The sequence below is a fragment of the Actinophytocola xinjiangensis genome, assembly GCF_001921215.1.
GTDB classification, from domain to species: Bacteria; Actinomycetota; Actinomycetes; order Mycobacteriales; family Pseudonocardiaceae; genus Actinophytocola; species Actinophytocola xinjiangensis.
The window spans coordinates 359,415-383,664 of sequence record NZ_MSIF01000003.1; the positions used below are offsets into that span (position 1 = coordinate 359,415).

Sequence of the window (24,250 nt, forward strand, 5' to 3'; positions counted from 1 at the left end):
GTCCTCTCCGTCTCGGATCCGTCCAGAAGCCGGCTCAGAGACCCTGGGCGAGCCGGTGGTAGGCCTGGTTCCAGCGCAGCCGGTCGGCGAACGCGTCGGTCGTGGTGTCCCGGTCGATCAGCACCAGCTCGGTGCCGGCCATGGCGGCGAAGTCGCGCAGCACCGCCGGGCCGACCGCCTGGGTGAGCACCGTGTGGTGCGGTCCGCCGGCGGTCAGCCAGCACTCGGCGGAGGTCGTCAGCGCCGGCTGCGGCTCCCACACCGCGCGGGCCACCGGCAGCGCGGGCAGCGGCTCGTCCGGCGGCACCACGCGGATCTCGTTGGCCACCAACCGGAACCGGTCACCGAGGTCGGCCAGGCCGACGACCACGGCCGCGCCGGGGGCGGCGTCGAACACCAACCGGACCGGGTCCTCGCGGTCGCCGATGCCCAGCGGGTGGATCTCGCAGGACGGTGTGGCGGCCGCGATCGTCGGGCACACCTCCAGCATGTGCGCGCCGAGGACCTTCGGCGTGCCGGGCCCGAAGTGGTAGGTGTAGTCCTCCATGAACGAGCTGCCCCGGCCGGTGTCCGCACCCATCGCCTTGACCGACGCGAGCAGCGCCGAGGTCTTCCAGTCGCCCTCGCCGCCGAAGCCGTAGCCGTCGGCCATCAGCCGCTGCACCGCCAGGCCCGGCAGCTGCCGCAGGCCGCCGAGGTCCTGGAAGTTCGTGGTGAACGCGCCGAACCCGCCGTCGGTGAGGAACTGCCGCAGCCCCGCCTCGATCCGCGCGGCGTAGCGCAGCGACTCGTGCCGCGCTCCCCCGCGCGCCAGGTCCTGGTCCAGCGTGTAGGTCTCGGCGTAGCCGGCGACCAGCAGGTCGACCTCCGCGTCGGTCACCGCGTCGACCACGGCCACCAGGTCGTTGACGCCGTAGGTGTTGACCGAGACGCCGAACCGCAGCTCCGCCTCGACCTTGTCGCCCTCGGTCACCGCGACGTCGCGCATGTTGTCGCCGAAGCGGGCCAGCCGCAGGGTGCGCAGGTGGTGGTGGCCGGTGGCCGCGCGCACCCACTCGCCGATCCGGCCGACCACGACCGGGTCGGACGCGTGCCCGGCGACGGTCTTGCGCGCCATCCCCAGCCTGGTCTGCACGTAGCCGAACTCGCGGTCGCCGTGCGCGGCCTGGTTCAGGTTCATGAAGTCCATGTCGATGGTGGCCCACGGCAGCGCCTCGTTGAGCTGGGTGTGCAGGTGCAGCAGCGGTTTGCGCAGCAGATCGAGGCCGGTGATCCACATCTTGGCCGGTGAGAACGTGTGCATCCAGGCGATCACGCCGACACAGGCCGGGTCGGCGTTGGCCTCGCCGAGCACCTGGCGGATCGCCGCCGAGTCGGTGAGCACCGGCCGCCACACCAGCTCGGCACCGATCCCCGGTTCGCCGTCGGCGAGCATCCGCTGGATCTGCTGTGACTGGCTCGCGACCTGCGCCAGCGTCTCGGCACCGTAGAGGTGCTGGCTCCCGGTGAGGAACCAGACCTGCGGCTTGGCGGCAGACGACACGTGCGACCTCCCCTTGCTGGGCTACTGCCCGTAGACGTTCTGGTAGCGCGCGTAGAGGTGGTCGATGTGGTGCGCCTCGATGCTGGCCGGCGTGCCGAGCTGGTGTGCGAAGTGGACGGTGCGGGCGACGTCCTCCAGCAGCACGGCGGCCTTCACCGCCGCCCTGGCGTCCTGGCCGACGGTGAACGGGCCGTGGTTGCGCATCAGCACGGCCGGCGACCGGCTGCCGCGCAGCGTCTCGACGATGCCCCGGCCGATCGAGTCGTCACCGATGAGCGCGAACGGCCCGACCGGGATGTCGCCGCCGAACTCGTCGGCGATCATCGTGAGCACGCACGGGATCGGCTCACCACGCGCGGCCCACGCGGTGGCGTAGGGCGAGTGGGTGTGTGCGACCCCGCCGACCTCGGGCAGGTGCCGGTAGACGTAGGCGTGCGCCGCGGTGTCCGAGGACGGCGCGAGGTCACCGTCGACCAGCCGGCCGTGCAGGTCGGTGACCACCATGGACTCCGGCCCGAGGTCGTCGTAGGACACGCCCGACGGCTTGATCACCATCAGGTCCTCGCCGGGAACCCGGGCCGACACGTTGCCCGCCGTCCAGCTGACCAGGCCGTACCGGGTCAGTTCCCGGTGCAGCGCCGCCACTCGCACCCTCAGCTCGGCGATCATCCCCCGACCGCCTCGCGGCGCAGGGCCCGCAGCCGGCGCATCACGTCGTTGGCGCCGCGCCCGAAGTGGTCGTGCAGCAGCGCGTACTCGGCGAACAGCCGCTCGTAGGCGTCGACGTTGGTCTCGACGGGGTGGTGGACCTCGCCGTCGGCGGCGCCCATCGCCTCGGCCGCCGCGCGGATGTCGGGGTAGGCGCCGGCGGCCAGCGCCGCGTGGATGGCCGCGCCCAGCGCCGGGCCCTGCGCGGACCCGATCGTGCGCAGCGGCAGGTTCGTGACGTCGGCGTAGATCCGCAACAGCAGCGGGTTGCGCACCAGTCCCCCGGCGACCACCAGTTCCTTGACCGGCACACCGGCGTCGGTGAACGCGTCGATGATCATCCGGGTGCCGAACGCGGTGGCCTCCAGCAGGGCGCGGTAGACGTCCTCGGCCCTGGTCGCCAGGGTCTGGCCGAGCACCAGCCCGGACAGCTCGTGGTCCACCAGCACCGACCGGTTCCCGCTGTGCCAGTCCAGCGCCACCAGCCCGTGCGCCCCGATCCGTTGCGCTGCGGCGAGCTCGCTGAGCAGCTCGTGCACCGAGACACCGCGCCGCCGGGCCCGCTCGTGGTAGGACGGCGGCACCTGGTGGTCGACGAACCAGGCGAAGATGTCGCCCACGCCGCTCTGCCCGGCCTCGTAGCCCCACAGCCCCGGCACGATCCCGCCGTCCACCACACCGCACATGCCGGGCACGTCCCGCAGGTCCGCGCCGTTCATGACGTGGCAGGTGGAGGTGCCCATGATCGCGACCATGCGGCCCGGCTCGACCGCGCGGGCGGCCGGCGCGGTGACGTGCGCGTCGACGTTGCCGACCGCCACCGCGATTCCCGCGGTCAGGCCGGTCCAGTAGGCGGCCAGCGCCGACAGGTCGCCGGCCCGGTCACCGAGTTGGCCGATGGGCTGGTTGAGCTTGTCCACGACGAACGTGCCGAAGTCCGGGTTGCACTCGCGCAGGAAGTCGGCTGAGGGGTAGGCGCCGTCCTGGCGCAGGCCCTTGTAGCCGGCGGTGCAGGCGTTGCGGACGTAGCGCCCGGTGAGCTGCCAGACGATCCAGTCGGCGGCCTCGACCCAGTGCGCCATCGCCGCGTAGACCTCGGGGGCCTCCTCCAGGACCTGGAGTCCCTTGGCGAACTCCCACTCCGAGGAGATCAGGCCGCCGTAGCGGGGCAGCCACTTCTCGGCCCTGGCCTCGGCGAGGGCGTTGATGCGGTCGGCCTGGGGCTGGGCGGCGTGGTGCTTCCAGAGCTTGACGTAGGCGTGCGGGTTGGCGGCGAACTCGGGGAGCTCGCACAGCGGCGTGCCGTCGGCGGTCGTCGGGATCATCGTGCAGGCGGTGAAGTCCGTGCCGATGCCGATGACGTCGGCTGGCGTGACGCCGGCCCGGTCGATGGCCTCCGGGACGGCCTTGCGCAGGACGTCGATGTAGTCGCCGGGGACCTGGAGGGCCCAGTCCGGGGGCAGCGGGGTGCCGTTGGGGAGGGTGTCGTCCAGGACGCCGTGGGTGTAGTCGTGGACGGCCGTGGCCAGTTCCTGGCCGTCGGACACGCGGACCACCACTGCTCGGCCGGACAGTGTGCCGAAGTCGACGCCAAGGACGACCGGATCGTTCATGTCTTGGAGTGTTATCGCTAACATGATCCTCGTCAAGGTGGTGCTCGAGGTTCTTGGTTAGCGTGCTCAGGTTGTGGCTGGTCGCGGGTTCGCTACTGGGGCGGGGGTGCGACGCTGGCCCTGGCGATCAGTTGTGGTCCCACGGTGCGCTGGGGGGTGTCCAGCGGGCCGCCATCCAGTTGGGCCAGCAGGAGGCTGAGGGTTTCCCTGGCCACGGCCTTGAAGTCGGGGCGGATCGTGGTGAGGGGCGGGATGAAGTACTCGGCCTCGGGGACGTCGTCGAAACCGACGATGCTGACGTCGGCGGGGACGTGTTTGCCGCGCTCACTCATGGCGCGCAGGATGCCAAGAGCCAGGTGGTCGTTGGCGGCGAAGACCGCCGTCACCTCCGGCATTCTGGCGAGCATCTGGCCGGCCCGGTAGCCGGCGGCGGCGCTCCAGTCGGCGGCCACCAGCGGTGGGATCTCGGCGCCGGCCTCCTCCAGAGCCTTCTGCCAGCCGGTGACCCTGCCCTGCGCGTCGAACCAGTCCGGGGGGCCGGAGACGTGCCAGACGGTCCGGTGCCCGGCGGCCAGCAGGTGGTGGGTGGCGTCGAACGCCCCGGCCTGCTGGTCGACCGTGACCATGGGGGTCGCCCGGCGGGGGTCACCGTCGACGGTGACCAGCGGGACACCGGCGGGGATGTCGGCGAGGGCCTCGTTGGCCGAGGCAGTGGGGGCGATCGCCACGATGCCGGCCACGCGTTGGTCACGGTGGTGTTCCACGGCTTCGGCGATCGAGGACCGGTCCAGGACCTTGACCCGCTTGAGGCTCACGGCGAAGCCGGCCTCGCCGGCCGCCGACTCGAACGCGGCCAGCAGCGACGCCGGACCGAACAGGGTGGAGTTGGCGGCCACCACACCGATGAGCTGGGTGCGACCGGTGACCAGCGCCCTGGCCGCCTTGTTGGGCCGGTAGCCCAGTTCGGCGATCGCGGCACGGACCCGAAGACGCGTCTGCTCGCGGACGTTGGGGTGCCCGTTGAGCACCCTGGACACCGTCTGGTGTGACACGCCGGCCAGGCGGGCGACATCGGTCATCGCCGGGTCCCGGGTGACCCTGCCACCGACTACCGGGTCGTCCACCTTCGCCACCCTCGCTTCAGTTCACGTCGTCACCTCGATGTCGTCCACCGCCCCGTGGACCCCCTCGCGGGGGCCATTGTCCCACCTCAGCGGAATCGGACCGCGACACGCTCACGTTCGGCGCGTCCCGATCCGCACGAACGTCACCGAGTTCGCGGGGAACGTGTGGGTGAACGTCTCCGCCACCACCAGCTCCGACTCGCGGGCGGCGATGGGGGTGGCGTGCTGGGTGTTCACGTCGTCGGGATCACCCTGGAGGGTCGTCAGCCTGGCCCGGGGCTCCACCGCGACCCCGGGCAGGTGGACGGTGGTGGACGCTGGCTCGTCCTGGGCGTTGACGACCTTCAGGATCAGCTCACCGGTCGCCTCGTCACGGGTGACGACCTGGCGGAACGGCTCGGCCACGGCGTCGTCGGTGAACTCGCCCCACAGGGTGCCGTCCAGGTACAGGGTCACGTGGCGGCCGCGGACCTCGACCCGCAGGTCGTAGGTCCGGCCGGTCTCGACCGTCGTCGTGTCGGACAGCAGGGTGGACTTGGCTCCGCCCTGGGCCTTCTCCACGGCCGACTGGGTGTTGTTCCAGCCGCCCAGGTTCCACCAGTAGAAGTTGCCGGTGTCGCGCACGCCGAACGCGACCAGGAACCCCTCGCGGCCGGAGAGCTTGGTGGCGCGGACGTCCAGGTCGTAGTCCCGCCAGGACGGGTCACCGGCCGAGACCAGGGTGTTCTCGGCGACGGCGTCGGACTGGACGTAGCGGCCGTCGACGACCGACCAGTCGCCCTGACCGGCGATCGGGGTCCAGCGCTCGGCCGTGCCGGAGAAGTCGTCGGCGAACAGTTCGTCGCCCCGCGCCGAGGTCACCCGGACGTCGTCGTAGGCGGCCGAGGTGGCCCAGGTGGACAGTCCGACGGCGCCGGTGATCGGTTCCAGCGTGGACGGTGTGCCGGTCGCCTCGCTGGGCACCACCCGGTCGCCGGTGTTGGTCATGAACAGCTTCTGCACCTCGTAGCTGGCCGAGCCCCAGGAGGCGTGGTTGTTGAACCAGATCAGGTCCGGGCGCCACTGCACGTGGTCCTCGTTGGCCAGCAGCGGCGCGTAGGACGCCAGCGACACGACGTCGGCGTTGCGTTCGATGCCGGTCAGGTACGCCGCCTCGGCCAGCGCGTTGCGGAAACGGTTGTCCTGCGAGGCGTACTCGCCGAGGAACACCTTCGGGCCGGCGCGGTCGTAGTCGTCGTAGCGCTCGTTGTTCTCCAGGAACCAGCCGGGGCTGTTGTAGTAGTGCTCGTCGACCATCGCCACCCCGGCGTCACGGTTGAGCTGCCAGAGGCGGTCGAACGTCGCCCCGGTGTCGTCCGGCCCGGAGTTGCCGACCACCGTGATCTCCGGGTAGCGCGCCTGGATCGCCGCGCGGAACTGGGTGAAGCGGGCGAAGTACTCGTCGGGCAGGTTCTCCTCGTTGCCGACCGCGAGGTGGGTCAGGCCGAAGGGCCTCGGGTGACCCATCGCGGCGCGGCGCGCGCCCCACGGGGAGTCGACCGGGCCGTTGGCGAACTCGATCAGGTCGAGGGTGTCCTGGATGTGGCGGCGCAGCAGGGCCGGGTCGTCGGTGGCGCGGTTCTGGCCGCAGCCGGTGACCAGGGCCGGCACCACCGGCAGCGGCATCGCGCCGATGTCCTCGGCGAACTGGAAGTACTCGTGGTAGCCCAGGCCGTAGGACTGGTTGTAGCCCCAGAAGTTCGCGTTGGTCGCGCGCTGCTCGACCGGGCCGATGGTGTCCTTCCACTGGTAGGAGCGGCGGCGCTCCCAGTCCGGCGCCTCGTAGCCGTAGTGGCTGCCGGTGTTGACCAGGCAGCCGCCGGGGAAGCGCACGAAACCCGGGCGCAGTGCGGCGATCTTCTCGGCGAGGTCCCGGCGCATCCCGTTGGGACGGCCGAGGAAGGTGTCCCGGGGGAACAGCGAGACCATGTCCAGCGCCAGCGTGCCGGTGCCCCCGGCGCTGACCCTCAGGCGGCCGGTGGTGGTCGCGGCGCGGGCGGTGAGCGTGCCGGTGTACTCCGCCCAGCCGGTACCGCGCACGGTGAGCCGCAGCGGGGCGGTGAGCGCGGCGCCGGCGGCGTCGGTCAGCGACACGGTGAGCGGGGTGGCCGCGCCGGTGGTGCGGGCGTGGACGGACAGGTCGTAGCGCTGGCCCCTGGCGAGCGGGATGCCCGTGTTGTAGCCGGCGTTGGCGACCCCGCCGGGCAGGTCCAGCAGCAGGTAGCGGCGGTTGCGCTCGTGGAGCCGGCCGGCGTCGTCGACGACCCGGGGGTTGCCGCCGAGCGCGGTCCAGCCGGTGAGCGGGGTGTAGGCGGCGTTGTCGGCGGTGTCGTACTCGAAGGAGCGGTTCACCACCAGCTCCGCGTAGAGCCCGCCGTCGGCGGCGCTGTTGATGTCCTCGAAGAAGACGCCGTACAGGTTGTCGGGGATCGCCGCGCCGGAGCCGGTGGCGTCGACGGTGACGGTGTAGTCGGTGTCGGCGCTCTGCCCGGTGGCGGGCCCGGCGGCGGGCAGACCGGTGATCAGACTCGCGGCGAGCGCGGCCGCCAGCAGAGGCCTGGTTCGGGACATCGCGTGCTCCTCGCCGCCAACCGAAGAAGTGAGCGTTAACATAGAACGCGTCAACGAAAGGTGTCAATCGCGCGACGGCTCAGAACTTCAGGCTTGACGGGAGAACTGTGAGCGTTCACTCTAGTGGCCCAGTGACATGGGTCACCCACCGTCAACACGGAGGAAGAGCAAAGGTGCTGAAGAAGATCACGGTCGCGGTCTCCTCGATCCTGCTACTGGCCGCGTGCGGTGCGGGCGGCGGTGACGACGCCGCCGGCGACGACGGCACGATCACCATGGGGTTCGCCCAGGTCGGCGCCGAGAGCGGCTGGCGGACGGCGAACACCAAGTCCGTCCAGGAGGCGGCGAAGGCGGCCGGCATCGACCTCAAGTTCTCCGACGCGCAACAGAAGCAGGAGAACCAGATCAAGGCGATCCGTTCCTACGTCCAGCAGAAGGTCGACGTGATCGCGTTCAGTCCGGTGGTGGAGACCGGCTGGGACACCGTTCTGCTGGAGGCCAAACGCGCCAACATCCCGGTCATCCTCACCGACCGCGCGATCGACTCCGAGGACACCTCGCTGTACGAGACGTTCCTCGGCTCGGACTTCGTCGAGGAGGGCAACAAGGCCGCCCAGTGGCTGCTGGACAACACGACCGGCGCGCAGAAGGTCGTCGAACTGCAGGGCACCACCGGCGCGGCACCGGCCATCGACCGCAAGAAGGGCTTCGAGGAGGTCATCGCCTCCCGGCCGGACATCGAGATCGTCGCCTCGCAGACCGGCGACTTCACCCGCTCCGGCGGCAAGCAGGTGATGGAGGCGTTCCTGCGGTCCACACCGGACATCGACGTCGTCTACGCGCACAACGACGACATGGGCCTTGGCGCCATCGAGGCGATCCGCGCGGCCGGCAAGGTGCCCGGCAAGGACATCACGATCATCACGGTGGACGCGGTGAAGGCCGGTATGGAGGCGCTGGCCGCCGGCGAGATCAACTTCATCGTCGAGTGCAACCCGCTGCTCGGCGAGCAGCTCATGGACCTGGCGAAGAAGGTCGTCGCCGGTGAGGAGGTGCCGGCCAGGGTGGTCACCGAGGAGGGCACCTTCACCCAGGAACAGGCCAAGGCCGCGCTGCCCGACCGGCAGTACTGAGCGCATGACCGAACCACTGACCGCGGCCCAGCCGCAACCGCTGGTCGACCTGCGGGGCATGAGCGTCGAGTTCCCCGGCGTGAAGGCGTTGCGGGAGGTGGACTTCCGGCTGTTCCCGGGCGAGGTGCACGCGCTGATGGGCGAGAACGGCGCCGGCAAGTCCACCCTCATCAAGGCGCTGACCGGGGTGCACGCGCCCTCCGCCGGGCGGATCACCCTCGACGGCGCGCCGGTGTCGTTCACCGGTCCCGCGCAGGCGCAGGCCGCCGGGATCAGCACGGTGTACCAGGAGGTCAACCTGTGCCCGAACCTGTCGGTCGCGGAGAACATCCTGCTCGGCCGGGAACCGCGGCGCCTCGGCGCGATCAACGGTCGGGCGATGCGCGCGCGGGCGGCCCGGCTGCTGGGGCGGATGGGTCTGACGATCGACCCCGCCTCGGCGCTGGGCAACCACCCGATCGCCATCCGGCAGCTGGTGGCGATCGCCCGCGCGGTCGCGGTCGACGCGCGGGTGCTGATCCTCGACGAGCCGACCTCCAGCCTCGACACCGACGAGGTCGACGAGCTGTTCCGGATCATCCGGGTACTGCGTGACGACGGGGTCGCGGTCCTGTTCGTCACGCACTTCCTGGAGCAGGTGTTCGCGATCTCCGACCGGGTCACCGTGCTGCGCAACGGATCCCGCGTCGGCGAGTACGACACCGCGCGACTGACCAGGATCGAGCTGGTGTCGGCGATGATCGGCCGGGAGCTGGGGGCGCTGGCGGAGGTGGAGCGGCGCACCGGTGACCGGCACGCCGCGCCCACCCCCCTGCTGCGCGCGCAGGGCCTTGGCCGCACCGGCGCGATCGCCCCGTTCGACCTGGACCTGCACGCCGGTGAGGTGGTGGGGCTGGCCGGGCTGCTCGGGTCGGGACGCACCGAGCTGGCCCGGCTGTTGTTCGGCGCGGACCGGGCCGACACCGGCCGGCTGCTGCTCGACGGCCGGCCGCTGCGGCTGCGCTCCCCGAGGGCGGCGATCGCCAGGGGTATCGCGTTCTCCTCGGAGGACCGCAAGGCCGAGGGGCTGGTCACCGACCTGACCGTGCGGGACAACATGATCCTCGCGTTGCAGGCGGCACGTGGCTGGGCCAGACAGGTCCCCCGGCGCACCGCCGACGAGCTGGTGGCGACCTACGTCGAGCGGCTGGACATCCGCCCGGCCGACCCGGACGCGGTCGTCGCCACCCTCTCCGGCGGCAACCAGCAGAAGGTGCTGCTGGCCCGCTGGCTGATCACCCGGCCCAGGCTGCTGATCCTCGACGAGCCGACCCGGGGCATCGACGTCGGCGCGAAGGCCCAGCTCCAGCGGGTGATCGCCGACCTCGCCGCCGAGGGCATGGCGGTGCTGTTCGTGTCGGCCGAGCTGGAGGAGGTCGTGCGGATCAGCGACCGGATCGTCGTGCTGCGCGACCGGCACAAGGTCGCGGAGCTGTCCGGCGCGGGGGCCGGGGTCGACGAGGTGCTGGAGCTGATCGCCAGCGGCCGCACGACGGCGGAGGTGGGTGGCCGGTGAACCGGCGGTTGCTGTGGCCGGCGCTGGCGCTGGTGGCGTTGCTGGTGCTCAACCTCGTGGTGACGCCGTCGTTCTTCGAGCTGCGGATCCGCGACGGGCACCTGTTCGGGAGCCTGGTCGACGTCCTGCGCAACGGCGCGCCGACCGTGCTGATCGCGCTGGGCATGACGCTGGTCATCGCCACCCGGGGGATCGACCTGTCGGTGGGGGCGGTGGCGGCGATCGCCGGCGCGGTGGCGTGCACGCACCTGGCCGGGGGCGGCGACGCGGTCACCGGGATGGTGCTGGCGCTGCTGGTGTGCGCGGTTCTGGGACTGTGGAACGGTTTCCTGGTCGCGGTGCTCGGCATCCAACCGATCATCGCGACGCTGGTGCTGATGATCGCCGGGCGGGGCGTGGCGATGCTGTTGACCGAGGGGCAGATCGTCACCGTCGACGACGACGTGTTCCGCCAGGTCGGCGCAGGCTTCGTGGTGCTGCCGGTGGCGATCCTGATCAGCCTGGCCGTGCTGGGCGGCGTCGCGCTGGTCACCCGGCGCACCGCGCTGGGCATGCTGATCGAGTCGGTCGGGGTGAACCCGGAGGCCAGCCGCCTGGCCGGGGTCCGGGCGCGCACGATCATCTGGACGGTCTACGTGTTCGCCGCGCTGTGCGCCGGGATCGCCGGGCTGATGATCAGCTCGAACGTCAACGCCGCCGACGCCAACAACGCCGGGCTGTGGATCGAGATGGACGCCATCCTGGCCGTGGTCATCGGCGGCACGCTGCTCACCGGCGGCCGGTACTCGCTGCTGGGGACCCTGCTGGGCGCGCTGACGATCCAGACCCTGACGACCACCGTCTACACGATCGGGGTGCCGCCGACGGCGACGCTGGTGTTCAAGGCGGCCGTGGTGATCGTGGTGTGCCTGCTCCAGGCGCCACGCGGAGCACCCGTGCCGCGCCGGGAACCGGAGGTGGTCGGATCGTGACCGCGCTCGCCGTGCCGCGCGTGCCGTCCCGGTTCCTGCCGGTGATCGCCACGTTCGTGGTGTTCGTACTGACCTTCGGCGCCGGGTCGGTGCGCTACGAGGGGTTCGCCTCCGGGCAGATCGTGGCGAACCTGTTCATCGACAACGCCTTTCTCGTCGTGCTGGCGGTGGGCATGACCTTCGTCATCCTGACCGGCGGCATCGACCTGTCGGTCGGCGCGGTGGTCGCGCTGGCCACGATGATCGCGGCGGCGACGCTGCGGGCCGGCTGGCCGGCGTGGCTGACGATCCTGGCCGTACTGGGCACCGGTTCGGTGCTCGGGCTCGGCATGGGGCTGATGATCCACAAGCTGCGGGTGCAGCCGTTCATCGCGACCCTGGCCGGGATGTTCCTGGCCAGAGGACTGTGCTTCGTGATCAGCGAGGAGTCGCTGTCGATCAAGGACCCGGTGTTCCGCGCGGTGGCCACCGAAACGATCGAGCTGCCCGGCGAGGTGACGATCACCTACAGCGTGCTGATCGCGCTGGCGGTGGTGGGGATCGCCGCGTACGTGCTGCACCTGACCCGGTTCGGCCGGTCGGTGTACGCGGTGGGCGGCAGCGAGTCCTCGGCGACGCTGATGGGCCTGGCGACCGGTCGGGTGAAGGTCGGCGTGTACGTGATCAGCGGGTTCTGCTCGGCGCTTGGCGGGCTGCTGTTCAGCTTCTACATGCTCTCCGGCTACAGCCTGCACGCCGTCGGTCTTGAGCTGGACGCGATCGCCGCGGTCGTGGTCGGCGGCACGCTCCTGTCCGGCGGCGTCGGCTACGTGGTCGGCTCGGTGGTCGGGGTGCTGGTGCTGGGCACGGTGCAGACGATCATCTCGTTCGAGGGGACGCTCAGCTCGTGGTGGACGAAGATCGTGATCGGTGTGCTGCTGCTGGCCTTCATCGCCCTGCAGCGGCTGATCGTGCACCGGCAGCGGGACCTGTGAGCCCGCCGGTCTGGAAACGGAAGAACCGAATGAACAACTCCGGCTGGGTACCCTCGGGCCAGTCGGCGACGAAGTACAGGTCGTGCGTCGCGCCCGGGTCGGTCACCTCGGCCGTGAGCCACTCGTAGACCCGGTCGTTGAGCGAGGTCGAGCCGGTGTGCGGGACGTCGGGGAAGGACGCGACGACCGGTCCGGTCGGGGAGCCGGCGCGCACGGTCAGGTCGACGCCGGCCTGCCGGGTGGCGAACTCCATCGTCAGGTTGTCGACGCCGGCCAGGTTGATCCGGGGGAAGGAGAACCAGTTTCCCCGGTCGGGCACGAACAGCTGCCCGAAGTACAGGCCGACGCCGGCGCCGTCCTGGTAGTTGCGGCCCTGGTACTCGCGCGGGTGCAGCACGAGGTCGGTCGAGCCGGTGAGCGCCGGCGCGCCGGCCGCTCCCCCGCCGTCGGTGTAGGACGCGCCGACGACGTGGAAGACGTAGGCGTCCGAACCGTGCCCGGCGTCGGTCTCCGGGCTGAGCACGCCGGTGCAGTCCGGGCCGGGGCGGGCCTCGCCCTGCGGGTGACCGTGCTGGTTGTGGCCGAGCTGGTAGGTGACCAGGATCCGCGTGCAGTCGACCTGTCCGTCCTCGGGGTCGGTGGCGCGCACCCGGAACGGCAGGTCCTCGCCGAACTCGGCGAAGCCGCCGTCGGCCGGCGACTCGATCACCAGCTCCGGCCGGGTGTTGCCGGCCACGATCGTCAGGTTGCCGACCGAGACGGCACCGGCCGCGTCGGTCACGGTGACCCTCGGCGTGTGCTGGCCGGCGGTGTCGTAGGTCCAGGACGCGGTCGGGCCGGTCGCGTCCGGCACGCCGTCGCCGTCGAAGTCCCAGGAGTAGGCCAGGGCGTCGCCGTCGGGGTCGGTGGTGGCCGAGGCGTCGACGTCGACCGCCAGCGGCAGCGGTCCGGAGTCCACTGAGGACTCGACGGAGACCAGCGGCGCGCGGTTGCCCTCGACGTAGTCGATCCGGTAGAGCCCGGAGTCGTCGTTGCTGTCCCCCCAGCCGTTGCCGTACTCCAGCACGTAGAGCGACCCGTCCGGGCCGAACTCCAGGTCCATCGGCTTGCGGAACTCGGCGTCGGGCAGGAACTCGGTGAGCGTGCCGGGGGCGCCGGTGTGGTGGTTGACGGGCAGGGTCTGGATCCAGTCGGTGGTCCAGTCGTAGAGGAAACGCCGCTGGTCGAACCAGCGCGGGAACTTCGTCGGCGACGGGTTCGCCGGGTCGTAGGTGTAGCGCGGGCCGGCCATCGCGCCGCCGCCGAACAGCGTCGGGAAGTAGTCCTGGCTCTTCTCGTAGGTGTAGTAGATGTCCGCCGGGGTGATCGGCGGCAGGTTCACCAGGCCGGTGTTGTTCGGCGAGTCGTTCACCGGGGCGGCGCAGTCGAACCACGGGCCCGGCCGGTCCTCGACGTAGTTCCAGTCGTTGTAGGCGACGTTGTCCATCGTGCAGTAGGGCCAGCCGTAGTTGCCCGGTTCGCGGATCAGCATCGCCCGGACGTGGCCGGCGGGGCCACGCTCCGGGTTGGCCACCACCGCGTCGGGGCCGTAGTCGGCCATCCAGAGGGTCTTGGTCGCCGGATCCCAGTCGCCGAGGGTGAACGGGTTGCGGAAGCCCATCGCGTAGATCTCGGGGCGGGTCCGGTCGGTGCCCGGCGGGAACAGGTTGCCCGGCGGGATGTCGTAGCCGCCGGCCGGGCGCGGGGTGATCCGCAGGATCTTGCCGTTGAGGTCGTTGGTGTTGGCCGAGGTCCGCTGGGCGTCGCCGCCGGCCTGGCCGGGGCGCTCGTCGGTGGGCGGGAACCCGTCGGAGGCGCAGCACTCGGAGTTGTCGCCGGTGGCGATGAACAGGTGGCCGTCGGGGGTCATCAGCAGGTCGCCGGCGGAGTGCCAGCCGGGGACGCCGATGGGGTGCTGGATGTCGATGACCGGCGATTCGCTGGCCGGGTCCAGGACGTTGCCCGGGGTGAGGGTGAACCGGGAGACGCGGGAGACGAACCGCTGGTCCCAGTCCGGCGGCGAGTAGTGCAGGTAGAGGTGCCCGCTGGTGGCGAAGTCGGGGGCGAGCGCGAGGCCGACCAGACCCAGCTCACCGGTGACCCGCACCGCGACCGTGCCGGCGACGGTGGAGGACTGGGTGTCCGGGTCCCAGACCTTCACCCGGCCGTCGCGTTCGATGTACACCACGCGCGCGTCCGGGGTGACCGCGATCCGCATCGGCTGGGTCAGGTCGGAGTCGGCGAGCACGACCTTTCCGAACCGTTCGGCGACCGGCGGCGGGTGCCGCTCGTCGGTGTGCGCCGTGGCCGTTCCAGTGACCACAGTGGACAGAAGGAGGGCGGTGACGGCGAGCAGGGTGCGTCCGGAGCCGTTGCGCGACAAGGTGAACCTCCGCAGGGTGCCCTTGCCAAGCTAAGCAGCCGGTTCGCGAAAGTCAACGCGGCCGGTGGCCGGCCGGTGTCCGACCGGCCACCGTCGGCCTCAGGCGTCGAGCAGCGGGATGAGCTGTTCCTCCTCGTAGGTGAGGTGGGCCGCCAACTCGCCGATGAGCCGATCGACCTCCGCCAGACCACCCGATCCGGTGGTGACGACCTGTTTCAGGTCCTCGACGAGACCGGCGATCGTCACGTGCTCGGCACGCAGGCGCCCGATCACCGGCGACAGCTCCGGATACCGGTCGCCGAGCGGAACGAACACGTGGTCGTCCTCGCGCTCGTGGTGGAAGTTCAGGCCCTGGCACACCGACAGGCAGTTGATCCGCAGCTGGACACCGAGGCTGCCGCCCGAGGCGGCGAACTCCGTGCGAATGGTCGCCAGCTCACGCCGGAAGGCGTCGTGGATCTGGAGGAGCCCGTCGCCGGGCGAGGTGGCCCGCTGCGCCCGGCCGCCGGTCTCGGTCAACGCGACCACGGGCAGGGTCCGCGAGGACCTGGTCTCGTAGTCGGCCCAGGCCGGGTCGGCCTCGACGGCGCGGGCGAACAGTTCGTCGCGCTCCGCCCCGGCCAGGACCGTGGCCCGAGCCTGGTAGGTGAACACCCCGTCGTCGACGGTGACCTCAGGGTCGGCGACGAGGTTGTGGAACCACGCCGGGTGGCGTGGCGCGCCACCGGCCGAGCCGATGACGACGAGCCGGTCGCCGTCGGACAGGTAGCCGAGCGGGACGGTGTGCGGGGCGCCGCTGCGGGCGCCGGTGGTGGTGAGCAGGATCAGCCGGGAGTTCTCGAAGTAGCCGCCGACCCGGCCGTGGTTGGCCCGGAACTCGTCGATGACCTGCTGGTTGAAGTCGTGCGTCAATGGTTCTCCACATCATCATGGTCTGGCTTGAAGGACAGGTGATGGTGTGGAGAGGCGGCGGGCCGCGAGCCCGCCGGGCGATCACGCCGTGACCGGGAACCTCACTCGTGAATGGCCCATGGCCGACCCGGCAGTCACGAAGGTGACCATAGCGGCGTGATCGCCCCTGGTCAAACGACTATCCGACGCTGATCGAGCCGTCACCGCCCCGGGTGCAGGCCACCGCCCGTGCCGAGGTCGACGCCGCGCCGGTCAGGCACTGGCCGAGTACGCCGTAGCCGTTGGCGTTCGGGTGCCAGGACTCCTGACAGGTCTGGAAGTAGTCGACACAGGTCTTGGCGATCCGCTGGATGGCGATCTTGTCCTTGCCGGACAGGCTGGTGACGAACGTGCCACTCGGCCCGTCCTGCAGGCGGATCGGCGTGGCGAGCGCGTTGTCCGGGCTGCCGTCGGCCTCGCACAGCCGCGCGCCGTCGAAGGCCCGCTGCACGTTGAGGTACACCAGGTCCGCGCCGGGGAACTCGGCCGACAGCGACGAGTGCGCCGAGGAGACGATCCCCCCGAGGCCCTGGGAGAACAGGTGACCGGCGCCCAGGCTCGCCCGGTGCGCCGGGCAGCCGGCGGCGTAGCGCTCGGCGCCCAGGGCGCGGAACTTGTCGCGGTTGTCGGCCCGGCCGTCCTCCTCGTGGTAGCGCTGGGCGTAGTCGGTGGGCAGCGGGTTGGTGTAGTCCTGGAACACCACGCGGTGCTGCCCGTCGGCGTCGACCTCGGCGAGCGTGGTCAGCAGCGCGCGCAGGGCCGTGGTGGTCTCGGTGGTGGCCGCCGCGAACTCGGCGGCGGTGCCCAGGTCGTCGATGGTGCACGGCGCCTGCGGCGGGTCGCCGGCCCAGAACTCCCACCAGCCGGTCCACGCGTCGGCGATGAACCTGTTGGCGCAGACCGAGGCCGCGTCGCCGAAGGTGAACGAGCTGTTGTTGGAGCCGAGGCCGACCAGCACCAGGTCGATGTCGTGGGTGCCGGCGACCGCCCGCAGCTGGTCGAGCTGGGCGGCGACCTGACGGCCCTTGTCCCGGTTGGCCGACGCGGTGGCGATGTCGTGCGGCTGGCCGCCGGAGCAGGCGAGGTTGAACCTGGCCTGGATTCCCGGCAGCGACGCCCGGAACAGCGAGGCGTTGGGCGAGCGGTGGCAGAAGAACGCGTTGTTGTTGGGTGCCGACCACCCGGGGAAGCCCTGGGCGGTCCCGTTGATGTCGGTGACGGCGGTGTAGTCGCCGCCGCCCTCCCCACTGATGAAGCTGTCGCCGATGGCGATGGCGGCGGTGGGCAGTGCCGTGGGTAGCGCGGCTGGTTCGAACTCGTTGGCGGACGCCGGTAACGCGGCGGTGGTGGCGAGGGTGACCGCGGCTGCTGCGGTCACCAGTGATCGACGGAGCAGGGACATCTCACGGCCTCCCGACCTACCAGGACAGAACGTGAATAGATTTCACATCGATCTGACCACCTCGCCGGGTGTCCGTCAAGATCCGAACGTCGGTACCTGCCCGCGCACCGGCGCGTAATGGTCGAACACCGTCTCCAGCACGCCCTCGCCCCGGGTCAGCCCCGGCAGCCGTCGTTCGAGCGCGTGCACCAGCGCGACCGGCACGTCACCGGTGAGCACACAGCTGGCGCCACGCGGCTCGGTCGTGCGCGGCACCGCCCGCAGCCGGGAGAGCACCGGCAACACCCCGGCGAGGGTGTCGGCCGGGATCTCCAGCCAGAACCGGTGCACCGGCTCGTGCACCACCGTCCCCGCCGCGCGCAACGCCCGCAGCAGCACGACCCTGGTCAGTGCCCGGAAGTCACCGGCGGTACTGGACATGGACTTGTCGAACGTGCCGTGCGCGTGGCTCTGCCGCGCCCAGTACCCGGAGCGGGTCATGGTGACCGCGCAGTCGAGCACCGCCCAGCCGTGCGGGCCGTGGCGCAGCGTCTCGGTCACCGACTCCTCGACCGCCCGGAAGAACGCCGGCGGCATCGACCCCAGCTCCACCCCGAGCCGGAAGGTGTTCCCACCGGCCGACGGCTCGACCCGCAGGCCGACGGTGGCCAGCAACGGGTTCTCGTCGGTACCGATCAGCTCGACCGCCTCACCGGTGCCGGCCGGGCGTTCGATGTGGACGGTCGTGGTCTCGCGGAAGGTGACCTCGATGCCGAACTCCTCGGCGAGGGTGTCGCCGATGACCTCCTTCTGCACCTCGCCGTAGAGCGACACCGCGATCTCGCCGCGCTCGTCGTCCTGGCGCAGGTTGATCAGCGGGTCCTGCTCGGCGAGCTGGGCCAGCGCCGTGTGCAGCGCCGACCGGCCGGCCGGGTCCACCGGGACCACGACGGTCTCCAGGGCCGGCGGGGCGAACCGGGGCGGGGCGGTGATCGTGGCGGTCCCGATGGTGTCGCCGATCCGGACGGCCGACAGGCCCCACAGCAGGCCGATCCGGCCGGCGCCGACCTCGGTGGTCCGCACGACCTCGCCCTGGTCGAACACGCCGACACCGGTGACCCGGGCCTCGGTCGCGCCGACCGGCACCCGGTCGCGGACCCGCACGGTGCCGGAGAACATCCGCACGTAGGCGATCCGCTCCCCCGCCGGGCCGCGCTCGACCTTGAACACCGTGCCCGACGGCGGCCCGTGCGTCTCGCCGGCACCGGCCGGCAGCAGGTCCACCAGACCCGCCACCAGCTCGGCCACCCCGGCGCCGGTCATCGCCGAGCCGAAGTGGACCGGGTGCACCAGGCCGCACCGGCTCTGCCGGGCCAGCGAACCGGCGACCAGACCGGTTCCCCCGCCGTCGAGGTAGTCGGCCAGCAGGGCGTCGTCGTGCTCGGCGAGCACCTCGGCGGCGGCGACCTCGTCCACGCCCGGCACGAACCGGGCGGCCCGGGTGCCCAGACCCTCGACCGTGCCCATCGGCACGATCGACGCGGTCAGCCGCTTGGCGATGTCCGCGAGCAGCGCGGTGTCCCGCGCGCCGACACGGTCGATCTTGTTGACGAAGACCAGTGTCGGGATTCCCAGCCGCAGCAGGGTTCTCATCAATACGCGGGTACGCGCCTGCACGCCCTCGACGGCCGAGACGACCAGCACGGCGCCGTCGAGCACGCCCAGCACGCGCTCCACCTCGGCGACGAAGTCCGGGTGGCCGGGGGTGTCGATCAGGTTGACCGTCACGTCGCCGACCCGGAACGACACCACCGCAGACTTGATGGTGATGCCCCGGCGTCGTTCGAGCGCGAGCGTGTCGGTGCGGGTGGTGCCCTCGTCGACCCGGCCGACCTCGTCGATGACGCCCGCGTCGTGCAGCAGGCGTTCGGTCAGGCTGGTCTTACCGGCGTCGACATGGGCCAGGATCCCGAGATTGAGTGTGCGCAACCGTCATGTCCTTGGGTTGGGTGAACCTTTCTTCCTGGTCGGACATGAACGTGACTCGCACTCCGCACTCCTCGGGTCGGCCGCTGGGACCCGGCAACGAGACCAGAGCCGTCGTGGCGCGGCAACCGAATTAGCCGTCTCCGAGTCACTTTCGAGTGATCCTCGACGCCGCGACCCAAACCTTGGCCGAACCACGCGCACGGCAGGGGAGCCCAGATGGCGAAACGATCGCGGACACTGCTGCTCACCGACAACGAGCGCAACCACCGCCACGCGCGGTACCTGATCGACGCCGGTGCCCTACCGGTACGCGGCCCGTGGCTGCTCGGCCCGGCCGACCTCGACTCGCTGCCCGCGCGGCCCGACACCGTCGTCGCGCTCGGCGCGGCCGCCGTGCTGCCGGCCGCGCGGCTGCGGGAACAGCTGGGCCTGCCCGGGCCGACCCCGGCCGACGTGCACGAGATCGCCTCGGCCACCGACCTCCCCCTGGCCGGCGAGGTCGACCAGGACGAGTGGCTCGACGCCGAGGTGTGCCACGTCGACGGGGTGGCCCACGACGGCCGGGTGACGTTCGCGACCGCGTCCCGCTGCCTGGGCAACCGCTACGACCACACCGTCGGCACCGGCACCGGCGCGGTCACCATCGACGAGGCCGAGGCCGGCTCGCTGTTCGCGTCGGCGGAGGCCGCCGTGCGGCGGGTGCCGGTGCCCGACGGCGCGTTCCACGTCGAGCTGTTCGACCTGGCCACCGGGCCGGTGCTGCTCAGCGTCGCCGCCCACCCGCCCGGGCCGCTCGGCCAGGCGCTGTGCCGGGCCGCGACCGGCGTCGACCTGCTGGCCGAACACATCCGGGCCGGCATCGGCCGGCCGGGGGTCCCGCTGCCGGACGGGGCCGGCTTCGCCGGCTACTGGCACGTGCCGCCGCCGAAGACGCCGAGAACCCGGCTGGCCCCGGCGCTGCCGAACCTGCACGGCGAGGTCGTGCTGGCCACGCTCCCCCGCCCCGGCCGGATCCTGCCCACGGAGGTCGTCGTGCGGGCCGGCAACCCGGCGGCGGTGCTCACCGACCTGATCAGCCTGCGGGAACGGCTCGACGAGTCGGTCCGGACGACCTGAGCCTCAGTCGGTGACGGTCGAGGTGACCGGGGTGCCGAGCTCGACCGTACGGCTGACCGTGCACAGCCGGTCGTGGGACAGCTTGACCGTGCGGGCCAGCAGCGTGCGCGCCTGGTCACCCGCCGGCCCCTCCGGCAGCCGCACGTCGAACGTGACCGCCAGGTTGGTCATCCGGTTGCCGGTGTCGTCGGAGATCTTGTCGCCGCTGACGGTGACGGTGAACGACTCCGGCTCGGTGCGGCGGCTGATCACCACGTCCGCGTCCATGGCCGTGCAGCTGCCGATGGCCGCCAGCAGCAGCTCCACCGGGGTGAAGCCGTCGCCGCCGATGGGCAGGGTCGCGCCGGCCGCGTTGCGCGCGACGTAACGCATCGTCGAGACCCGCTCGACCTGTACCGACCTGTAGGTGTCCTCAGCCATGATTCCGACCCTAGCCCAGGGATCGCGCCAGCTCAGGCGTCCCGGCGGTGGACCGCGACGAAGCCGCCGGCCAGCGCGGCGAGCGCCCAGCCGAGCAGGATCAGCGTCGCGGCGCCCGGCCCGAAGTCGGTGTGCCCGAGCCCGTCGGCCGGCTGGGCGACGCCGCTCATCATCACCAGGCCCACCTGGTCGGGCAGGAACTGGGTGACCGCGCGGATGGCCGGCAGGTTGGCCAGGCCCTGGGAGTTGAGGAACAGCACCGGGATCAGGATGCCCAGGCACAGCGGCGTGCTGCGCAGGATCGCGGCCAGGCCCATGGCGAACACGCTCATCAGGGTGAGGAACGTGCACGCGCCGAGCACCGCGCGCAGCACCCCCGGTTCGCCCAGCGTGGTCCCGCGCTCGCCGAGCAGCGGCTGGGCCAGCAGGAACGCGCCGAACCCGATCACCACCGACACGACGAGCGCGATGGCCGTCCCGGCGAGTGCCTTGGCGCCCAGGAACACGCCGCGGCGCGGCACCGCCGCCAGCGAGGCGCTGATCGTGCCGGTGGTGAACTCGGTACTCACGAGCAGCACCCCGAACACCACCAGCACGATCAGCCCGATCGTCACGCCGAAGTACCCGAAACGCACCGGGTCCCAGACCGTGCCGGGGGCCAGCGGCGCGTCCCGCAGCGACAGCGACAGCAGACCCGACAGGCCGATCGAGAGCACCACCGCGATCCCCAGGCTCCACCACGTCGAGCGGACCGTCCTGGCCTTGGTCAGCTCGGCCAGCACGGCCGCGCGCAGCGCCCTCACCGCTCGCCTCCGCCGGTCAGCCGCATGAACGCCTCCTCAAGGGACGCCGTACGCATCCCGATCTCGTGCACCACGACCCCGTTGGCCGCGACCAGTTCGCCGATCCGCTCGGTTCCGACGCCGTGCGCCTCGACGGCGCCGTCGGCGGCGTCGGTGACCCGGACGCCGGCCGCGCCGAGGACCTGGCGCAGCCGCGCGGCGTCCGGGGTGGTGATCCGCACGTGCGAGCCGGCGTGCTCGGCGACGAACTCGGCGACCGTGGTGTCGGCCAGCAGCCGCCCACGGGAGATCACCACCAGGTGCTCGGCGGTCAGCGCCATCTCGGCCATCAGGTGGCTGGACACCAGCACCGTGCGGCCCTGCGCGGCCAGGTCCCTGACCAGCGACCGCAGCCACACGATGCCCTCCGGGTCGAGCCCGTTGACCGGCTCGTCGAGCAGCAGCACCGGCGGGTCGCCCAGCAGCGCGGCCGCCAGGCCCAACCGCTGGGCCATGCCGAGCGAGAAACCCCCGGCGCGGCGGCCGGCCGCCGCGGTGAGCCCGACCTGCTCCAGCACCTCGCCGACACGCGAGGCCGGCAGGCCGTTGGTCTGGGCCAGCCAGCGCAGGTGCGCCCGCGCGCCGCGCCCCGGATGCGTGGAGCGTGCCTCCAGCAGCGCGCCGACCCGCCGCAGCGGCCGGTCGAGGTCGCGGTAGTGGCGGCCGTCGATGCGCACCGATCCGCCGCTGGGCCGGTCGAGGCCGATCATCATCCGCATGGTCGTCGACTTGCCGGCGCCGTTGGGGCCGAGGAACCCGGTCACCCGCCCCGGCCGCACGGTGAACGACAGGCCGTCCACCGCGACCGTCGAGCCGTACCGTTTGCTGAGCCCGTCCACTTCGATCACCCGGCGAACGCTAGGCCGGCGCGGGTGGCCGGCGCCGTCCTCGAAAGTCGCGGATCCGGTCGACGAAAGTCGACCGGAAGGCCGACCCGTAACCTGCACCCATGGGCCGACAGCTCGCCGCGGCAGCCGTGCTGCTGGCCGACGTCATCCTCTTCGCCGCGACGCACCCACCCGTCGCCCTGCTCGGCTACGCGCCGGCCGCCGCGCTGCTGGCGTTCACCGGCCGGGGCAGGCCGGTGGCGTTCGCCGCGGCGCTGGGCCTGGCCGCGCTCACCGGCGGCTCCTACCCGCTGCTGATCTGGGTCGCCTACCGCACCGGGCTGGCGACGGCCACGCGCCGGGACACCGCGGTGGTGGCCGGCGCGGTCGCCGGCTGGGTCGCGGTGACCGTCGTCCTGCGGTCGGTGCCGGAGACCATCGGCGCGTGCCTGGTGTTCGTGGCGCTCCCGCTGCTGGTCGGGCGCTACCTGGCCCAGCAGCGGCGGCTGGTGGCGGCACTGGAGGCCCGCAACGACCAGCTGCGCCGGGAACGCGAGCTGCTGGCCGACCGGGAGCAGCTGCGCGAGCGGCTGCGGATCGCCAGGGACATGCACGACTCGCTCGGCCGGCGGCTGAGCCTGGTCTCCGTGCAGGCCGCCGCGCTGGAGGTGGGTGGGCTGCCGGCCGCCCAGCGCGCGGCCGTCGAGTCCCTGGCCGACGCCACCCGCGCGGCGGTGGGCGAGCTGTACGAGCTGATCGGCTCGCTGCGCGGCACCGTCGGCGAGCCGGGTCCTGGTCTGGCGTCGGCCGACGCGCTCGCCGGCGAGTTCCGCGCGGCCGGCGTCCCGGTGACCGTGTCCGCCGGTGGCCAGGCCCGCCCGTTGGCCCCGGCGGCCGACGCCGCCGCCTACCGGGTGATCGAGGAGGGCCTGACCAACGCCGCCAAACACGCCCCCGGCCGGCCGGTGACCGTGCGGCTGGACTGGGAACCCGACGCCCTGGTGCTCACCGTGACCAACCCGCTGGGCGAGCGTCCCGGCGCCGGCGCCGGGCACGGGCTGGCCGGGCTGCGGGAGCGGGTCGAGCCGGCCGGCGGGTTCCTCGACCACAGCGCCTCCGGCGGCCGGTTCCGGCTGGTGGCGTTGCTGCCCACGGCCCGGCCGCGCCCGGCGGAACCGGAGATCGGCCGGGTGCGGGCCACCGCGCTGGGCGTGGTCACCGGCGCCGCGCTGCTGGTGCTGCTGCCGGCGACCATGCTGACCGGGGTGAGCTGAGCTGATCCGCGTCCTGATCGCCGACGACGAGCCGCTGATCGCCACCGGCGTGCGGACCGTGCTGGAGTCCGCCGGTGACCTGGCGGTCGTGGCCACCGCCACCGACGGCTCGGCCGCCGTCCGGGCCGCACTGGAACACCGCCCGGACGTGGTGCTGCTGGACATCACGATGCCGGTGCTCGACGGTCTCGGCGCGCTCGGCGAGCTGCGCCGGGTCCTGCCCTCGGCCAGGGCGGTCATGCTCACCTCGTACGGCACCGAGCCGAACGTGCTGGCGGCGCTGGCCGGCGGCGCGGCCGGGTTCGTCCTCAAGCACTGCACGCCCGACGAGCTGATCACGGCCGTGCGCGCGGCCAACGCCGGTGACGCGTTCCTGTCCCCCGAGGTGACCCGGCTGGTGCTCGGCCTGGTCGGCCCGGCGGCCGGGCGGCGGGCCGAGGCGGGCGCCCGGCTGGCGGCGCTCTCGCCGAGGGAGGCCCAGATCGCCGCGCTGGTGGCCGAGGGGCTGTCCAACGCGGAGATCGGCCGGCGCGCCGGCATGAGCGAGACCACGATCAAGACCTATGTGAGCCGCCTGCTCACCAAGCTGGACTGCGCCAACCGTGTCGAGGTGGCGCTGCTGGCGCGCGACGCCGGGGCGTGAATTCGCCGCGCGCGTGAACCGTGCCGGCCCCGTACACGTGTCATGGTTGTGAGCCCGACCATGTCCAGTAGTCTCGTTCTCGATCCGCGCTGTGCCTGGCTCCCGCGCGCGGCCCCGCGACATCGCGAACACGTCTCTGAGCAGGTGATGGCAA

19 protein-coding genes are annotated in these 24,250 nt (G+C 72.1%); 7 read left to right on the top strand and 12 right to left on the bottom strand.

The features are described 5' to 3' along the window. Positions 1–34: 34 nt before the first annotated feature. The 5 genes from araA to BLA60_RS09425 all read right to left on the bottom strand — a co-directional run bounded on the left by araA (position 35) and on the right by BLA60_RS09425 (position 7,598). On the bottom strand, positions 35–1,543 hold the full coding sequence (gene araA / locus BLA60_RS09405) for an L-arabinose isomerase (protein ID WP_075132390.1): 1,509 nt from the start codon (positions 1,541–1,543) through the stop codon (positions 35–37). Between the two features lie 21 nt (positions 1,544–1,564). Further along, a complete protein-coding gene (locus BLA60_RS09410) occupies positions 1,565–2,212 on the bottom strand; it encodes an L-ribulose-5-phosphate 4-epimerase (RefSeq protein WP_075132391.1) in 648 nt (215 codons plus the stop codon). Further along, on the bottom strand, positions 2,209–3,864 hold the full coding sequence (gene araB, locus BLA60_RS09415) for a ribulokinase (protein ID WP_075132392.1): 1,656 nt from the start codon (positions 3,862–3,864) through the stop codon (positions 2,209–2,211). Before araB ends, BLA60_RS09410 begins: the two co-directional genes overlap by 4 nt. 92 nt (positions 3,865–3,956) lie before the next feature. After that, positions 3,957–4,943: a LacI family DNA-binding transcriptional regulator gene (locus tag BLA60_RS09420; protein WP_075132600.1), complete on the bottom strand. Its 987-nt coding sequence runs from the start codon at positions 4,941–4,943 to the stop codon at positions 3,957–3,959. A 156-nt stretch (positions 4,944–5,099) separates the two neighbouring features. Then, a complete protein-coding gene (locus tag BLA60_RS09425; RefSeq protein ID WP_075132393.1) occupies positions 5,100–7,598 on the bottom strand; it encodes an alpha-L-arabinofuranosidase C-terminal domain-containing protein in 2,499 nt (832 codons plus the stop codon). Positions 7,599–7,771: 173 nt separating this feature from the next. On the opposite strand from BLA60_RS09425, the gene BLA60_RS09430 reads away from it, so the two are divergent. Genes BLA60_RS09430 through yjfF form a run of 4 tightly spaced genes read left to right on the top strand, consistent with a single transcriptional unit; the run spans position 7,772 to position 12,231 of the window. Beyond that, the gene (locus BLA60_RS09430; protein WP_075132394.1) at positions 7,772–8,731 is read left to right on the top strand and encodes an ABC transporter substrate-binding protein; all 960 of its coding nucleotides are present in this window, start codon (positions 7,772–7,774) and stop codon (positions 8,729–8,731) included. A 4-nt stretch (positions 8,732–8,735) separates the two neighbouring features. Continuing rightward, on the top strand, positions 8,736–10,286 hold the full coding sequence (locus tag BLA60_RS09435) for a sugar ABC transporter ATP-binding protein (protein WP_075132395.1): 1,551 nt from the start codon (positions 8,736–8,738) through the stop codon (positions 10,284–10,286). Next, positions 10,283–11,257: an ABC transporter permease gene (locus BLA60_RS09440; RefSeq protein WP_075132396.1), complete on the top strand. Its 975-nt coding sequence runs from the start codon at positions 10,283–10,285 to the stop codon at positions 11,255–11,257. Before BLA60_RS09435 ends, BLA60_RS09440 begins: the two co-directional genes overlap by 4 nt. Continuing rightward, complete coding sequence (gene yjfF / locus BLA60_RS09445; RefSeq protein ID WP_075132397.1) at positions 11,254–12,231, top strand: galactofuranose ABC transporter, permease protein YjfF; 978 nt, start codon at positions 11,254–11,256, stop codon at positions 12,229–12,231. Before BLA60_RS09440 ends, yjfF begins: the two co-directional genes overlap by 4 nt. On the opposite strand, the gene BLA60_RS09450 is transcribed toward yjfF, so the two are convergent. The 4 genes from BLA60_RS09450 to BLA60_RS09465 form a co-directional block, all read right to left on the bottom strand. Next, on the bottom strand, positions 12,185–14,653 hold the full coding sequence (locus BLA60_RS09450) for a PQQ-dependent sugar dehydrogenase (protein ID WP_075132398.1): 2,469 nt from the start codon (positions 14,651–14,653) through the stop codon (positions 12,185–12,187). The two genes, yjfF and BLA60_RS09450, sit on opposite strands and share 47 nt — an antisense overlap. A 99-nt stretch (positions 14,654–14,752) precedes the next feature. After that, entirely contained in the window at positions 14,753–15,565 is an 813-nt protein-coding gene (locus BLA60_RS09455; protein ID WP_075132399.1) for a nitroreductase/quinone reductase family protein, read from the bottom strand. Positions 15,566–15,743: 178 nt separating this feature from the next. Next, positions 15,744–16,982, bottom strand: a complete 1,239-nt coding sequence (locus BLA60_RS09460; RefSeq protein ID WP_211288659.1) for an SGNH/GDSL hydrolase family protein — start codon at positions 16,980–16,982, stop codon at positions 15,744–15,746. A gap of 99 nt (positions 16,983–17,081) precedes the next feature. Continuing rightward, positions 17,082–18,974, bottom strand: a complete 1,893-nt coding sequence (locus tag BLA60_RS09465) for an elongation factor G (protein ID WP_075132401.1) — start codon at positions 18,972–18,974, stop codon at positions 17,082–17,084. Between the two features lie 216 nt (positions 18,975–19,190). Here BLA60_RS09465 and BLA60_RS09470 point away from each other — a divergent pair, with 216 nt between their 5' ends. After that, positions 19,191–20,090, top strand: coding sequence for an ATP-grasp domain-containing protein (locus BLA60_RS09470; protein ID WP_075132402.1), 900 nt, complete (start codon positions 19,191–19,193; stop codon positions 20,088–20,090). A 3-nt stretch (positions 20,091–20,093) separates the two neighbouring features. Here the strand turns inward: BLA60_RS09470 and BLA60_RS09475 are convergent, their stop codons facing one another. Genes BLA60_RS09475 through BLA60_RS09485 form a run of 3 tightly spaced genes read right to left on the bottom strand, consistent with a single transcriptional unit; the run spans position 20,094 to position 22,200 of the window. Continuing rightward, complete coding sequence (locus BLA60_RS09475) at positions 20,094–20,510, bottom strand: OsmC family protein (protein WP_075132403.1); 417 nt, start codon at positions 20,508–20,510, stop codon at positions 20,094–20,096. A gap of 32 nt (positions 20,511–20,542) precedes the next feature. Beyond that, the gene (locus BLA60_RS09480; RefSeq protein ID WP_075132404.1) at positions 20,543–21,313 is read right to left on the bottom strand and encodes a hypothetical protein; all 771 of its coding nucleotides are present in this window, start codon (positions 21,311–21,313) and stop codon (positions 20,543–20,545) included. Beyond that, on the bottom strand, positions 21,310–22,200 hold the full coding sequence (locus BLA60_RS09485; protein ID WP_075132405.1) for an ABC transporter ATP-binding protein: 891 nt from the start codon (positions 22,198–22,200) through the stop codon (positions 21,310–21,312). Before BLA60_RS09485 ends, BLA60_RS09480 begins: the two co-directional genes overlap by 4 nt. Before the next feature lie 101 nt (positions 22,201–22,301). Between BLA60_RS09485 and BLA60_RS09490 the strand changes: the two genes are divergently transcribed. Continuing rightward, positions 22,302–23,453 (top strand): sensor histidine kinase, encoded by a 1,152-nt coding sequence (locus BLA60_RS09490; protein WP_075132406.1) that lies wholly within the window; start codon positions 22,302–22,304, stop codon positions 23,451–23,453. Positions 23,454–23,469: 16 nt separating this feature from the next. Then, positions 23,470–24,096: a response regulator gene (locus tag BLA60_RS09495; RefSeq protein ID WP_281257429.1), complete on the top strand. Its 627-nt coding sequence runs from the start codon at positions 23,470–23,472 to the stop codon at positions 24,094–24,096. Positions 24,097–24,250 lie beyond the last annotated feature (154 nt).